13 protein-coding genes are annotated in these 15,864 nt (G+C 37.4%); 12 read left to right on the top strand and 1 reads right to left on the bottom strand.

Features of this window, described 5'->3' with window-relative positions; genetic code table 11:
* Positions 1-518: FkbM family methyltransferase (locus FFO06_RS19445; RefSeq protein ID WP_236097190.1), on the top strand; the 518-nt coding region annotated here is incomplete at its 5' end.
* Between the two features lie 27 nt (positions 519-545).
* Positions 546-1,523, top strand: coding sequence for a glycosyltransferase family 2 protein (locus tag FFO06_RS19440; protein ID WP_137909506.1), 978 nt, complete (start codon positions 546-548; stop codon positions 1,521-1,523).
* Positions 1,524-1,664: 141 nt separating this feature from the next.
* On the opposite strand, the gene FFO06_RS19435 is transcribed toward FFO06_RS19440, so the two are convergent.
* Entirely contained in the window at positions 1,665-2,474 is an 810-nt protein-coding gene (locus tag FFO06_RS19435) for a glycosyltransferase (protein ID WP_162501215.1), read from the bottom strand.
* Between the two features lie 193 nt (positions 2,475-2,667).
* Here FFO06_RS19435 and FFO06_RS19430 point away from each other — a divergent pair, with 193 nt between their 5' ends.
* The 10 genes from FFO06_RS19430 to FFO06_RS19385 all read left to right on the top strand — a co-directional run bounded on the left by FFO06_RS19430 (position 2,668) and on the right by FFO06_RS19385 (position 15,722).
* A complete protein-coding gene (locus FFO06_RS19430) occupies positions 2,668-3,945 on the top strand; it encodes a glycosyltransferase family 4 protein (protein ID WP_137909504.1) in 1,278 nt (425 codons plus the stop codon).
* A gap of 228 nt (positions 3,946-4,173) precedes the next feature.
* Positions 4,174-4,908 carry an RNA-guided endonuclease IscB gene (iscB, locus tag FFO06_RS19425; protein ID WP_268904645.1) on the top strand — a complete coding sequence of 245 codons (735 nt, stop codon included), beginning with the start codon at positions 4,174-4,176 and terminating at the stop codon, positions 4,906-4,908.
* Between the two features lie 34 nt (positions 4,909-4,942).
* Positions 4,943-6,166, top strand: a complete 1,224-nt coding sequence (locus FFO06_RS19420) for a glycosyltransferase family protein (RefSeq protein WP_137909503.1) — start codon at positions 4,943-4,945, stop codon at positions 6,164-6,166.
* A gap of 44 nt (positions 6,167-6,210) precedes the next feature.
* Positions 6,211-7,149, top strand: coding sequence for a DUF4351 domain-containing protein (locus tag FFO06_RS19415; RefSeq protein WP_137909502.1), 939 nt, complete (start codon positions 6,211-6,213; stop codon positions 7,147-7,149).
* 274 nt (positions 7,150-7,423) lie between these two features.
* Positions 7,424-8,173, top strand: a complete 750-nt coding sequence (locus tag FFO06_RS19410) for an FkbM family methyltransferase (protein ID WP_137909501.1) — start codon at positions 7,424-7,426, stop codon at positions 8,171-8,173.
* Between the two features lie 53 nt (positions 8,174-8,226).
* Positions 8,227-9,255, top strand: a complete 1,029-nt coding sequence (locus tag FFO06_RS19405) for a glycosyltransferase (protein WP_137909500.1) — start codon at positions 8,227-8,229, stop codon at positions 9,253-9,255.
* Between the two features lie 761 nt (positions 9,256-10,016).
* Positions 10,017-11,327, top strand: a complete 1,311-nt coding sequence (locus FFO06_RS19400; protein WP_137909499.1) for a glycosyltransferase family protein — start codon at positions 10,017-10,019, stop codon at positions 11,325-11,327.
* Between the two features lie 574 nt (positions 11,328-11,901).
* Positions 11,902-13,350 (top strand): DUF8712 domain-containing protein, encoded by a 1,449-nt coding sequence (locus FFO06_RS19395; RefSeq protein WP_137909498.1) that lies wholly within the window; start codon positions 11,902-11,904, stop codon positions 13,348-13,350.
* A gap of 27 nt (positions 13,351-13,377) precedes the next feature.
* On the top strand, positions 13,378-14,556 hold the full coding sequence (locus FFO06_RS19390) for a glycosyltransferase family 4 protein (protein WP_137909497.1): 1,179 nt from the start codon (positions 13,378-13,380) through the stop codon (positions 14,554-14,556).
* A 5-nt stretch (positions 14,557-14,561) separates the two neighbouring features.
* Positions 14,562-15,722 (top strand): glycosyltransferase, encoded by a 1,161-nt coding sequence (locus FFO06_RS19385; RefSeq protein ID WP_137909496.1) that lies wholly within the window; start codon positions 14,562-14,564, stop codon positions 15,720-15,722.
* The last annotated feature ends 142 nt before the right edge of the window (positions 15,723-15,864 follow it).

The raw sequence follows: 15,864 nt of genomic DNA, 5'->3' as shown, positions 1-15,864 counted from the left end.
GAATTGATATTTTTTCCTCAATATGGGCTGCAACTATTTTTTCTCGGAGATCCACTGAATATGCTTTCATGACAGTATTATCTTTATTATTACTAACTGTACCTCATAACTTCGGAAACTGCTGTAAAATTCAGCTTCAATCAGACTCTCAAACTCATTCATTGAATAATATAGAATTGTCTGAAAATTCAATAAATACCGAAATTATCTCTGTAAAGACTATTGATGATTTTTTATTGTCTTCTAAGATTGATAATATTGATCTGCTAAAAATTGATACAGAAGGCTATGAGTTACAAGTTTTAAAAGGGGCAGAACAGAGTTTAAAGAATAATAAAATAAAATTGATTTTGGCTGAATCAACAATTCAATCTGATGATAAATTTCATACTAATCTCAATACTTTAAACAGATATTTAGAAAATTATAATTTCAAAATTACTGCTATTTACGATCAGGTAATTTGGAGAAATCCTACAAGACTTTCTTATTTTAATGTACTTTTCTCAAAGCAATAAACCTTCGATACCATAGTATTTCGTAAAATGAACAAACATTCTGTAAAAATACATGTTGTGACATACAGAAGACCTCATCTTCTTGTTAGAGCTTTGAAAAGTTTAATCAATCAAACTTATCAGGGATGGATTGCTGAAGTCATAAATGATGATCCTCTGGATGACAAGGTTATTGAATTGATTAACAGCTTGAATGACCCTAGAATATTTTTATCATCTCCTTCAATTCATCGAGGAGGAACAGAGAACTTTAATTATGCTTTTCGATCCTCAGCCACTACTTATGCTTGTTTGTTAGAAGACGACAACTGGTATGAAGAGAACTTTTTAGAGTATATGATTTTTGCTATGAATAAGTTCCCCCACATTGATATTGCCTGTGCAAATGAAAAAATCTGGAAAGAGCAGAAAGAAGGAGATTGGATAGATACAGGTGTAACTATTTGGCAAAATGATGATGAATTTGATCTATTTAAATATGACATATTAGATAAATGTGGCTCTGCCAAAATTTGCAATAGCTCTATGTTTTGGAAAACAAAAAATTCATCCAAGTGGCAAACACCTAAATCTATTCCAATAGATGTAACCGAACATTTCCGAGAACGAGTCATCCCTCATCCTATCTTGTTAGTCCATAAACCACTTGTTAACTACGCTGAGACTATAAATTCCTATAGATATACTGTTAATTCTAAATGGGGAAGTTATCAAGCTCTGTTGATTGGTTCTGCTTTTGTACTTGCTCCTATTTCTGAGCGTAACCAACTAGCAAATTCATTATGGAAAAGAGCTTTGACTACTCAAAAATATCTCTATACCTCTTTACTCTTTACAGGAATGTTATTTCCTGAAGCCATTTTGCTCTGGAGATACGCACCTTTAAATCTAAAGTTAAGGTTTATTTTGACTTTAATCAGAAGACCGATCTCTTCATTGCTCGTTTTGCAAGCAAAGAAAAAAGAAGAGGAAGCTTATAATTTTTTAATATTTAATAAGTCTTAGTGGCGTTGCTGAATCAAGGTATGAAAATATAAATCTAATAATCTGAAGTACTGGCCATGTAATAGTTTAGTGATGCCTACGGCGAGCGAAGCTATCGCTAATAAATAAAAATCATACCCGAAATCAGCAACGCCGTCTTAGTTAGCTTCGTTTTTCCTTTAGCCACCATTTGCCTGGATTCATTCCTGCTGAATCAGTAGGTTTCACAAAAAGCAGACGAATTCCGCGAAAGAAAAAATTGATAAGGCGCTTGAACCAAACGCTCTTTCCTTGAAAACCTTGTAATTTTCCAACATCAGGAATATAGACTCGGCAGCCAAGATATTTATTAACTTGAGATTCGATCACGGACAAATTTCCTCTTGCATGGATAATTTTAGCTTTCCACATGATATAGTTTTCAGTATTACCTAAGAAATGGTACTCGCTAGGTAAGGGGGCAACTCGAATATCAGAGTTGAATAGTACTCTCCGAAAGCTGGCTTGATCGTTAATCAATCCTTGGCTTTCTTTTAACTCCATGTAAGCATCCCTCCATCTATCGAAAAACATCTTTATACGTTCATCGTTACGAAATACAATTACACCTGTATTAAACTCGGCAAAAGGTGTTGGTACATCGGGCATATCATAATCCCACCCTCGTTTTGTCTCTGGAAGTAATGCAATTTCAAAACAATCTAATATTCTAAATAGTTCTTCTAAGTTATCAACTACAAAAGTGTCTGTATCTAAAAAAATGGCTTTTTTATAGGGACAAAGAGTCGCCAATAGTTTATCAACTGGTGAAAATAAAACATTTTCTGGATCGACCACGATTACATCATCGAACAATGATGAATCTTTGGGTTGCTTATCGGTAACTAGACACACTTTTGAAGATGGATGATGTTGGCGTAAAGACGAAATGGCAACTAAAGCTTCTCTGACATAACCTTCTCCAGTAGCCACATACACAAACCCACAGTCGTTAATCGTTGCTGAATTATGATGCATATACTAATATAGAATCTCCCAAATCACTATACTTGACATTCTATCACTATACTTGATATTTTATAGGGTTTGTTTAATACACCTAATATATAGTGTCAGTATAATTGCATTTTACATCACAATACTGTGTAATTTAAATCAGAATACAATGAAGTTTTTACTTTCTCATCCTAGTGTCGCTCCTTTTGTGCAGCAAGTTGGCCACGCCTTATGGGAAGCAAATATGCTGGAGAAATTTGCTACAACTTTAACAGATTACCCAGAGGCAAATTGGCGAAAGGTAATTTGTCAGTTAGCAAAAACAGTCAATATAGATTTAGCTAGTCAACTACAAAGACGTTCTATCAAAGAATTTCCTTTAGAAGTAGTAGTTAATAATCCTTGGGGAGAAATTGTAAGTTTAGTAGCCAGAAAAATTGATCGTGATGGCAGTTTTTCAGATTTTATATGGGAAAAAGCAGAGTTAGGCTATTACTCTAACTGGGTTGCTGACTTAGTTAAGAAATCTGATACAGCTATTGATGCAATATACGGATATGAGACTTGTAGTCTAAAATCCTTTCAAACAGCCAAGCATTTAAATAAATTTCGAGTTTATGATGTACCTGCTCCAGAGCATGACTTTGTTCATCAAATTTTAAGAAAAGAATTAGATAAATTTCCGGAACTTCTTACGCCTTATCGTGAAAAAGTGCAAAAAAAGCATGAAGAAAGGACTCAACTACGCATAAATGAGTGGAACTTAGCTAATTTAGTAATTGCTAATTCTGAGTTTACAAAGAATTCCTATAGAACTTCGGGACTTGATGTTAGCAAAGTTGCAGTCGTCCCCTATGGAGCGCCCCCACCTCGCGTAGATGGAGCTTTAGGTGGTACGACCATTGACCAGCCGATACGGTTTTTGTGGGCGGGGACGTTTAGCATTCGCAAAGGAGCGCATTATTTGTTAGAAGCTTGGAAACAACTTAATCCAGCTAATGCTTCTCTGCAAGTATTGGGAGCAATGGGATTACCTGAAAAACTGCTCCAAAATATACCTGACTCAATAACCATTTCTGGAACTGTACCGCGATCGCAACTATACGAAATCTATCATCAATCTGATGTTTTCGTCTTTCCGACATTATGTGATGGTTTTGGTATGGTTGTCACTGAGGCTTTTGCTCAAGGATTGCCAGTAATTGCAACTGATCGGGCTGGAGCTTCTGACTTAATTCAGCATGGCAAAAATGGATTTATTATCCCTGCGGGGAATGCTTTAGCTTTGGCTGAGATCATGGACTGGTGCATTACCCATCGACAGGAGGTTAATGCAATGCGTCAAGCCGCTTTAGACACAGCCGCTAAGTGGCAATGGTCAGACTATCGCTCTAAATTAATTGAGAGCATAAATGATGGATTGCTAAAGTCTGGATATGCAATGTAAATTACCCACCACTTCCTTTAGGGTAAGTGGGGGCTTTTAAAGCCCAGAGTTTACCCGACTAAGTGTTAAATCACTACGATTTTCAGGTCATCTCACCTACAAATACGTAGCCAGTTTGTAGCCATGAGGTTAACAGTTAAACAGGCTTATTGGGTTAATCCAGTGCTGTTAGCGTAAAAAGCCTTTAAATCTTTGTCTAGGCTAACATTACCCGCAAGGAGGGACTTCATGTCCAAAGTATTTGTTTTAGACACTAAAAAAAGACCACTAGATCCAATTCATTCAGCACAGGCTAGACAGTTATTGAGAAACAAAAAAGCAGCAATATTTAGACAGTTTCCGTTCACAATTATTCTCAAAAAATCGCGTCCTGACTCCCCAATATCACCCCTAAGATTAAAGATTGACCCTGGTGCAAAATTCACGGGAATGGCATTAGTTAACGATTCAACTGGCAAGGTTGTATTTGCTGCTGAATTAAAACATAGAGGCGTTGCAATTAGAGATGCTTTAACTTCTAGAAGACAATTAAGACGTTCTAGACGCGCCAGAAAAACTCGTTACAGACAACCAAGGTTTTTGAATAGAACCCGTCCAGAAGGATGGTTAGCACCGAGCCTACAAAGTCGAATTGAGAATATTAAAACTTGGGTTGAAAGATTGCGTAAACTCGCACCAATTGAGGCTATTAGTCAAGAATTAGTCAGGTTTGATATGCAGTTAATGGCTAATCCTGATATTCAAGGTAAGGAATATCAGCAGGGAACTTTAGCTGGTTACGAAACCAGAGAATACTTAATTACCCAAATTCAATACTATGCCACCAACAACCAACCCCGCACACCGCACACCGCACACCGCACACTTTTCCTAATTACCCAAATTCAATACTATGCCACCAACAACCAACCCCGCACACCGCACACCGCACACCGCACACTTTTCCTCCCATCACCAAACTGAGTACAGTTTTGGTGGGGGTCTCCTGGAGGTTTAGATGAAAAAAGTTTGTTTAGTTAGCCCCGGTCATATTGCCTCTAATCCCCGTCTTGTTAAAGAAGCTAATTCGTTAATCAACGCTGGCTACGACGTGCGCGTTGTTGCTGGCGATACTGCTCCATTTGTCCGTCCTTTAGATCAGTCTCTGCTCTCATCAGTGACTTGGACTTGCGATCTCGTGGGTTTAGGAACTCGTCCCGTTTATATATGGCGCAAACTCAAGCAAAAACTAGCGAGGGCTGCTTTTCAATTTGGGGTAAAAAATATACATATTGCTATGTGGGCGCATAGTCCGATGTCTGACTCACTAGCTCAAGTAGCGATCGCCCAACCGGCGGATTTATATATTGCTCACTGCTTGGCGGCCTTACCTGCGTCAGCGATCGCGGCTCACAGACATCATGCTAAGTTGGGTTTTGATGCTGAAGATTTTCATGTGGGGGAGTTAGCTGAAATATCCGATAATAAGCTGGAAATTGCCATAAGAGACTACATTGAGCGGACATTATTACCCAGTTGTGATTATTTAACTGCGGCTTCACCGATGATTGCTTCTGCTTACAGGGAACGTTATGAGGTTGAGATTGAGCCAATTTTGAATGTATTTCCTTTGTCAGAAGCTCCCATAAAAATTGAAAAAATCAACAGGAAAGAACGATTTTCCCTGTACTGGTTTTCCCAAACCATTGGTGCTAACAGAGGGATTGAATCCATAATTTATGCTATGGGACAAATGAAAACCCCTGTAGACTTGTATTTAAGAGGTATGCCTACTGGGGGGTACACAGAGGTGTTAACACAATTAGCTCATCAAGCGGGAGTAGGGGATCGCATCCACCTGTTACCCTCAGCCCCGCCATCTGAAATGGCTCGACTAGCATCGGATTATGATATCGGTTTATCCATAGAGCTAAATCAACCATTAAATCGGTCTATCTGTCTAACAAATAAAATTTTTACTTATCTATTAGCAGGATTGCCCATTATTTTGAGCAAAACAACTGCTCAAGAAAATTTAGCGAAGGAATTAAATGAAGCTGTAATATTGATCGATATTGACAACTCCTTAGGAATCGCTCAAAGTCTTGATAATTTTCTATCCGATCCTCAAAAATTATTTAATGCTAAAGCAAAGGTATACAAACTTGTTACAGAACGTTATAACTGGGACATTGAGCAGCAAATATTTTTAAAAAACATTAAGAAAGTTTTGGCTATCTAAAAAATTAAAACCTCAATTTTTATTATTTTACCCACATAAAACCAGTGGCAAAAAAAGCAGATATAGGCAGTAAAAGATTAATCAGTCTGGCACCTAATACATGGGTACAGTGGATTACCCAACGTTCCCATCTGGAAGTACAAGACATCCTCAACACAGAATTTCAGTGGATAGAGAGAGAAAGTGACGTTTTACTCAAAGTGTACAGCCCAGAAATAGGAGAATTTTTACTACTTAACGAACTACAACTGCGTTACAACCAGAGAATGCCCCGGCGACTGCGAGCTTACACAGCCCTAGCAGAAGAGCGTTACAACTTAAAAGTATACCCAGTTCTCATTAACATCCTCCCCCAAAGCACTAAACAAATAATCCCCAATCGCTATGAATCAGAGATATTAGGGATAAAGGCTTATCAAGATTATCAAGTTATCAACCTGTGGGAAGTAGATGTTAACCTAGTGTTTGAGCAAAAAATATCTACCCTATTGCCCTTTGTGCCAATTCTCCAGGGTGGGAACAGTGAAAATAACCTCCGTCTTGCAGTAAGAGAACTGCGGAAAGATGAACAGCTAAAAGACTTAGAGCCGTTATTATCATTCTTTGCTAGTTTTGTTTTAGATATTCCCTTAATTCAACAAATCATGAGGTGGGATATGACAGTGTTAAGAGAATCACCGTGGTATGAAGAAATTCTGAAGGAAGGATTACAGCAAGGAGAACAACAAGGATTGCAACAAGGATTGCAACAAGGATTGCAACAAGGATTGCAACAAGGATTGCAACAAGGATTGCAACAAGGATTGCAACAAGGGGAGTCCGCCCTTGTCTTGCGTCAACTGACTAAGAGGTTTGGGGAAATAGAATTTTCCATTACACAAAAAATCCAGAAGTTACCAACTACTAAGTTAGAAATTTTGGGAGAAAGTTTATTAGATTTTTCTCAGTTACAAGACCTGATAGACTGGTTAGAAGTTCATTAAACTGTGATCTGCCCGTGAAATTGCTCTGTCACTAAAATATCGTATTCCCTCTATTTGCTCCATGTTCCATTTGGGGGAAGAGTAATTAATCTAGGTTAATTAATCTAGGTTCGAGATTTGTGCCGATTGAAAGTCCAATGATGCTAATGTTGCAAATGCTTGGTTGGTTAGTAGCAATTAGTGTAAGTTTCATATTTTATCAATTAATTGAAAAGCCTTTAAATGACTGGAGACATCAAATAACAGTAAACAAATAATGGAGTAATCTAAACCCATGAATTTAAGATGGTATGTCGGCAGCACATTGAACTCAGTTTTAAACGCCGTCTTGAGCAGTCAAGCATTTCCCCTAACTCGATATTTTCCGCGTAGTATAAGTGTTTTTTATGACATTCAAAGATTCTCGCAGAAAAAAGATTTAAAGGTCTTGCTTGACGTAGGCGCCAATGTAGGACAAACGGCAACGGGCTTATTACAGTATTTTCCTAAATCACAAATCTACTGTTTTGAACCAGTGAGTACAAGTTTTAAAACTTTGTCTTCTAAGTTTTCCCATCGTTCAAATGTCCATTGTATTCAAAAAGGCATTGGCAGCGTTAATGGCTTTGCAAACATTGTTCTTCATCATGATTCTCAACTAAACACAATTATTGCCAACGGACCGCGTGAAGACAGCAAAATAGGTGAAGAAAAAATTATATTAGAGACTATTGATAGATTTTCAATCGCTGAGAATATTAGATATATTGATTTTCTCAAAATGGATGTGCAAGGTTGGGAAATGGAGGTGCTATTAGGTGCAGAAACTTTGCTGCGAGATAAACGTATCCACTTTATTTATACAGAGGTGGGATTTAGAAGAGGAGATCGCGATATGCAACACTTTAGTGAGATCAATGACTATTTGGAAAAACAAGGTTTTTGGCTTTGCGGCTTTTATGATCAATTTCGCTGGGGAGATAAAAAAGAATATCTAGGTTTTGCAAATGCTTTGTACATACAACCTGATTTTGTTAATGATTAAATTTACTAAACCCAGCAAAATTAAGAGTTATTCATTCTATTTAACCCAATTTAATGAAAATATTACTCACCGCTGATCCTGAATTACCAGTACCGCCAAAACTCTATGGTGGTATTGAACGGATTGTTGATTTATTAGTTGCAGGGCTGCAAAATCGTGGTCATGAAGTGGCTCTTGTCGCTCATCCTGAATCAACATCATCTGTATCTAAACTGTTTCCTTGGGGAGGAATGCGATCGCAAAACAAGCTCGACACATTACAAAATATGATCACCCTATGGTCAGCAGTCAAGTCATTTAAACCTGATGTTGTCCATAGTTTTTCGCGCATTTTCTATATGCTGCCAATTCTGCGATCGCCTTTACCCAAAATTATGTCGTATCAGCGCCGGCCAAGCGATCGCACTGTCAAACTAGCCGCGCAAATTGCGGGTAAATCTCTCACTTTTACAGGTTGCAGTGATAGTATTTGCAAAATCGGGCGCAATGCAGGCGGAACTTGGCAAACAATTTATAACTGTGTTGAACCGGAGAAATACACATTTCAAGGAAAGGTAGATGCGGATGCACCCTTAGTTTTTTTAAGCCGGATTGAGCGGATTAAAGGTGCGCATACAGCAATTGCGATCGCCAAAAAATGCGATAAAAAACTCATCATTGCAGGTAACTATAGCCAAACCGGTGAGGAGGGAAAGTATTGGCGAAAAGAAATAGAGCCACAGCTAGGAAAAAATAGAATTGAATACATAGGAACAGTCAATGATGAGCAGAAAAATAATTTATTAGGTCAAGCCTCAGCTATGCTTGTTCCCATAGAATGGGATGAGCCTTTTGGCATTGTCTTTGCTGAAGCTTTAGCCTGTGGTACTCCCGTAATCTCTTGTCCAAGAGGCTCATTGCCGGAAATTGTCCGAGAAGGAGTTGATGGTTATTTGATCACTTCCATTGATGACGCAGTTAATAAAGTGCATCAGTTAGATCAGATTGATCGTCATGATTGTCGTCAACGAGCGATAGAATACTTTTCATCTGATGTAATTGTTGAGCAATATCAACAACTTTACATGAGCAAATTCTTGTGAATTTGAGGTTTAAGACAAAATCATATATGTTTTAAGTCTGCACATTGACTAATAATTTGCTCATAGTTAAGTAGGACTGTAAATTTTCTGCGTGTCGTTAAAATTTTGTTTAGTAGTTGTTACTAAACAACAACAACCGTTAAAATTTTTTGGCGTTGCTGAATTGGGGTATGAAATTAAAAAATCAAAAAAATGAAACTTATTAGCTTTTTTAGGATTATTTGCTTTAATTCGGATGCTTCCTTATTTTTCAGAATTATCAAAAGGCGGTGCTTTTGCGATGATTGCAGTAGCTCAATAACAAAGACTTAAAGGCGTTGCTGATTTTAGGAATGAAAATACAGCAAGTAGCTTTGAGTGAAGTACACTTTGTGCGGGCAAGATGCCCGCACCACAAGAGTTTTATTATTAATATCTGTACTTCATAAAATCGGAAACTGCTGTAATTATCGCGCAAAATTTTAACGGCTGATTCTGTACTCGCTGTTCTATTAGAAACCGTTGATCCCGAAATTGAGAACACCCTAGGAGAATCTGGCTTTCAATCTGCTAGTTAGGATCCATTTAAGAGAGAATTAAAGACCTCGGCACCTAATCATTTAAGTAATAACTATTTATGGATTCGGAATTTATCTCTAAAATTACAGATCGGGTTAAAACTGCTCCCAAATATCAAGTATTAGGAGTTGATTTTTGATGTTATCATATAATCAACTTTTTTTAGTTTTATATTAGCTATTTATATACTTATAAGTAATTAAATGAATCATCGAGTTCTTATTGTTAGCCCCCATTTCCCACCAATTAACGCTGCGGATCATCAGCGCATTAGAATGGCACTGCCATACTTTGAAGAATTTGGATGGGATGTAACTGTTCTATGTATCGAACCTGATTTTATCGAAGGAATATATGATCCCAACCTGAATTTGACGGTTCCAGCAAACATTGAAGTTATTCGAGCATCGGCTATTTCTCCGAAACTATCTAGAAAATTAAAGCTGGGAAATTTAGGTTTTAGAAGCATACCTTTTTTGATAAAAGCAACAGCTAAATATTTTGAAAAAAATTATTTTGATTTAGTTTATTTCTCAAATACAGTTTTTTTGACCATGCCCCTTGGTCGCTACTGGCTAGAGAAATATAAAATTCCTTATATTTTAGACTTTCAAGATCCTTGGTTAAGTGATTATTATGATCGCACTCAAAACACTCCCCCTGGTGGCAAACTAAAATATGCAGTCGCCCAGTCTTTTGCTAAGATTTTAGAACCCTTGACTTTGGCTAAAGCCTGTCATATAACCAGTGTTTCACCAGAATATCCCAAAGTATTAATGCAGCGATATTCCTGGCTAAAAAAAGAGCAGTTTTCTGTTCTCCCCTTCGGCGCACCTGAGAAAGATTTTGAGATATTACCTAAACTGAATATCCAACAGAAAATATTTGCTCCTGATGATGGTTATCAACATTGGGTTTATGTGGGTAGAGGTGGTAAAGATATGGCTTTGAGCCTGAATGTCCTTTTCTTAGCAATTCAAAAACATCGTCAGCACAATCCCGAAATTTGGCAAAAAATTAAAATTCATTTTGTTGGCACGAAATATTCAATTTTTGACAACAATAAGGAAATAGAGGCGATGGCCAAATCTTATAATTTAGAGGATATAATAACTGAATATCCACAACGTATCCCTTACTTTGAAGCCTTGCAAGTTTTAAAAGATAGTCATGGGATTTTAATAATTGGTTCTGATGATCCCAGTTATTCTGCATCTAAAGTCTATCCATGTATCCTTGCTCAGAAGCCCATCTTAGCAATTTTGCACGAACAGAGTCTTGTCGTTAATGTAATTAAAGAATGTCAAGCGGGCTATACCGTAACTTTTACTAATTTAACCAATATAGAAATTTATGATATCCTTAGACAAGGAATAGAATGGTTACTTAATTCTCTAGTCTACGGACTTTCAGAAACAACAGATTGGCAAGCATTTGAGCCTTATACCGCTAGACAAATGACACGGACTTTGTGTAAAATTTTTGATCAGTCAGCTAATCCAAAATCAAGGTAAAACCTAAAATATGCAAAAAAAAATTGTGATTTATGCAAAACTGGACTAGAACTTCCTGAGTGTCAGTAACTCAGCCCTAAAGGGACTGAGCTTGTAAGAAATTGCAAGCTGTACTGACCAGTCTAAGTCTTCACTGACTACGTTTTTTGAGTCACGACACCCCGGAATGCGTAGCTAGTTCCCTGCTCTGTCATTTGCAATTAAACACTTTTAAAGTCCCTGAAACAGTGTTGCAAGTTTAAAAAGCTCTTAAAACATTGACGAAGCTAACATTACCCCAGAAATGGGAGGCTCTTCGGAGCAACACATTATGCGTACAGAGTTGGGAATTTTGAATCGGTAATTGTCCCGTTGAAAGTACATTACAAAAGTACACCGAATTTACCAACTCCAAGGCGGTAATGAAAAAATATTCAAGGCGGTTAAAACCGCACGAGTCGTTTCCCTCTCAGCACTGAAGTGACTGAGTTTCCCACTTACCGGGTATTTTTATGAACTCAGTAACATTGAAACCTATATTTTTACAAAAGCTATAAATTAAATTTTGTAATGCAGGACGTACGTAAAAAAAATAATGTCACATTACTCTCTAAACAATGGACCTTTGCTAAGGCCAAAATCAGATAAAATATCTGTAACTAAAATACTTTGGGTAATTTGTCTGGTGCTGGCTTTTATTGGGCTAAGTACACCTAATCCCAGCGAAACATTTTTAGGATGCCTAATTTGGCCAGTCTTGTTTTCATTGCTTTGGCGCCCTGGTGAACCACCTGCATTATTATTTGCAGCCAGCTTTCAAAGCCTTCAAGTATTTGTCCCTGTGATTACTGCTAATTTAGCAGGAGAAACTCTAAAGCAGAATTTTGGTCAAGAACTAAGTTTAGCATTTTATTTAGGTATCCTATCTATGCTGGCACTCGCCTATGGTATGAAGCAGGCTGTTGGCGCTTCTCCTGTAATTAGCTTCATAGATCAAGAAAAAAGTGCATCAGAATTAAAAGTTTCTAGGTTAGCAATAGCATATTTAGGGACATTCGTATTTTCTTCATTAATAACTTCTCTAGCATTTGGAGACCCTGCTTTTACCCAACTTTTGCTATCTTTGGGGTCTTTGCGCTGGTTGGTTATTTTTTTGATTCTCTGGAATGGATTTCGTGATCCTAAATTTGGCTTATTATCTTTAAGCATTGTTATCTTAGAAATTATCATTGGGATGACTGGGTTTTTTAGCGGATTTAAGCAAGTCCTTTTTGTAATGTTGGTTGTATATGGGGCGACAAGTTTTAAAGTTAAGCAATTACTACGCCCCCAAGTTTTAATATTGATGGTGCTATTACTGTTATTAACAACTTACTGGCAAAGTGTTAAGGGAGGTTATCGTAACTATGTTAACCAAGGAACTCAAACTCAAACCGTGAGGGTTTCTTTGGCTGATAGATTAAATTATCATACTAATGAATTTAGTAAAATCAGCGATAAAGACCTTGAAGACGGATTTAATTCAGGATTATCTCGTTTGGGATACCTTAGATTTTTCGCAGGTAGCATTAGAACTGTACCTAATGCTGTTCCTTATCAAAATGGCAAACTATGGTCGGAGGCAATATTTACTTTAATTCCCCGCGCTCTTTTTCCCGATAAGCCAATACTTGACGATTCCAAACGCACAAATGAATTTTCGGGTATTCAAGTGAGTGGTGCTGACAAAGGTACTTCCGTTAGTATTGGCTATGTGGGTGAGAGTTACATTGATTTTGGTGTTCCATTCATGTTTGCACCAATTTTCGCCATGGGCTATTTTTGGGGTTGGCTTTACCGATTTATAACTAATTTAGGATCAATTCCTTTGCTAGGATTAGCAGCAGCAACAACTATTTTATTGAACTCAGCAGTTTTTTTTGAGTCTTCTAATGTTAAAATACTTCCTTCAGGAGTAATTTTATTATTAGTTTATTCCATGGCTCTTCGTCTTTTTGGAAAAAACATTTGGTTATGGCTAACGTGTAAATCTGAGTTGAATTAACTTTGCTGAGGTAGTTAAAATTAGTCAATGACAAATTTAGCAATTATTGCATCTCATCCAATTCAGTATTACGCGCCGCTTTTTCGGTGTCTGGCTGAAGACTGTAATTTTAATATTAAAGTATTCTATTTATGGGATTTTGGCATTACAAATCAGATTGATCCAGGATTTAAGCAATCGTTAAAATGGGATATTCCATTACTAGATGGCTATGATTTTGAATTTGTGCCTAATATTAGTAAAGATCGAGGCACTCATCATATCTTTGGCTTGCAAAATCCCAGCTTGACTCAGCAAGTTTTAGCATTTAAACCAGATGCTATATTCCTGACAGTCTCCTATAACTACGCAAGTATTTATAGGTTTCTTTGGCAGATGAAAAATATCAATATTCCCATAATATTTCGTGGTGATTCCCATCGAATTCAGGCGAAAAATGATTTTAAAAGTCAGCTAAAAAAGCTATTTATTGCCAAAATTTTCCAAAATTTTGCGGCTTGTTTATATGTTGGTAAAGCCAATTATGAATACTTTAAATATCATTCTGTATTAGAGAGTAAATTATTCTTCGCTCCCCATGCTATTGATAATCACCGGTTTTCTGCCATGACTAATGAGCTATCTAGTCAAGCAAAAACTTGGCAACGGGAATTAGGTATCCCTCTCCAAAATCAGGTAATCCTTTTTGCTGGGAAATTTGAACATAAAAAGCGTCCTTTGGATTTAATTCAGGCTTTTATTAATGCACAATTAAAATCAGTCTCTTTGCTATTAGTTGGGTCGGGAAATTTAGACGCACAAATGCGAGAGTTAGCCAAGCAGAATGATCAAATCTACTTTGCCCCATTTCAAAATCAATCCCTAATGCCGCGTACTTATGCTAGTTGTGATGTTTTTGTTTTGCCTAGTTATGGTAGTGGTGAAACATGGGGGTTAGCAATTAATGAAGCGATGTGTATGGGATGTGCTGTAATTGTTAGCAGTCATGTTGGTTGTGCGGCTGATTTGGTTAAACAGAGAAAGAATGGTTTGATTTTTGAAGCAGGAAATGTAGAGGCTCTTACTGCTAGTCTTAAAGAGGCTATGGCTGATCATTGTCGCTTGAAACAATGGGGAGAAGAAAGTAAAATCATTGTCAGAGATTACTGTTATGATCGCATAATTGCAGGCTTAAAGGAAGCCTTGGCGGCGATATGTAATAAATAAAACCCATGAATAAGAATAAGAATAAGAATAAGCTTCACCTCTGGTTTCCCAACATATTTGAATTTACAGGTGGCATTCAAACATATTGTGGTTTTTTATTGTCAGCCATTCAAAATATCTACCCTGACACTCACTATGACATCTTTATTAAGCATGACAGAAATGCCTCACCCAACTTCTCAACCCTAGCCCCTACTAGGTTTCACTTTGCTGGATCTATACCATTACCACTGAGAACAGCTGCATTTGCAGCCCAGTTAATTGGTTGGGGAATCTGGAAGCGCCCAAATCTAATCATTACTGGCCACCTGAATTTTACCGTGGCAGCCTACTGGCTAAAACGATTGACAAATGTCCCTTATTGCACTGTTGCCCATGGTATCGAAGCCTGGAATATCAAAAACCCAGCTTTGCAAACAGCTTTACATCATGCAGACCTGATTTTAGCAGTTAGTGGCTATACCCGCGATCGCCTGATTAAAGAACAAAACCTTGACCCGAATAAAATTGGTATCTTACCAAACACTTTTGATTTCAATCGCTTTCAACTAGTCCCCAAACCTGCTTATTTATTAGAAAAATATGGACTAAGGCGCGAACAACCTATAGTATTAACTGTAGCTCGACTAGCGGAAGTTGAACGCTATAAGGGTTATGACCAAGTTCTCAAAGCACTTCCTCAAATTCGTCAGCAAATTCCCGATGTTCACTACATTATTGTGGGTAAAGGAAATGACCAGACTAGAATTGAGCAGTTAATTACCCAATTCGGATTACAAGATTGTGTAACTCTAGCTGGATTTATTCCTGATCAACAACTGTGTGATTACTACAATCTCTGTGATGTTTTTGCTATGCCGAGTAAAAGAGAAGGATTTGGTATTGTCTACTTAGAAGCCCTAGCCTGTGGTAAACCTGTTTTGGGTGGTAATCAAGATGGTGCTACGGACGCGCTTTGTCATGGTAAACTAGGGGCATTGGTAAATCCTAATGATGTAGATGAAATTGCTCAAACTATTATTCAAATTTTACAAAGTACATATCCTAATCCTTTAATGTATCAACCCGAATCCTTGCGTCAACAGGTTATTGATACCTTTGGTTTTGAGCAGTTTCAGAAAACTTTGGCTGGATATTTGCACCGATCATTGAATCCAGGGAATTGAATTAACTAGCTGTGATGTTACAGCACTTCCCGGTGTTATGAGGTACAGTAACAACAATTAGTGAACCAATTTTTTAAATGTTGAGGATTCATCAAATCGAGAGCAACAGAAATAACTTTATCAACTATTTCAGTGGTAGTTG

The sequence above is a fragment of the Dolichospermum planctonicum genome (genome assembly GCF_005402965.1).
GTDB lineage: Bacteria > Cyanobacteriota > Cyanobacteriia > Cyanobacteriales > Nostocaceae > Dolichospermum > Dolichospermum planctonicum.
The sequence above is the reverse complement of the archived record's forward strand: the minus strand, read 5'-3'. Positions and strand labels throughout refer to the sequence as shown.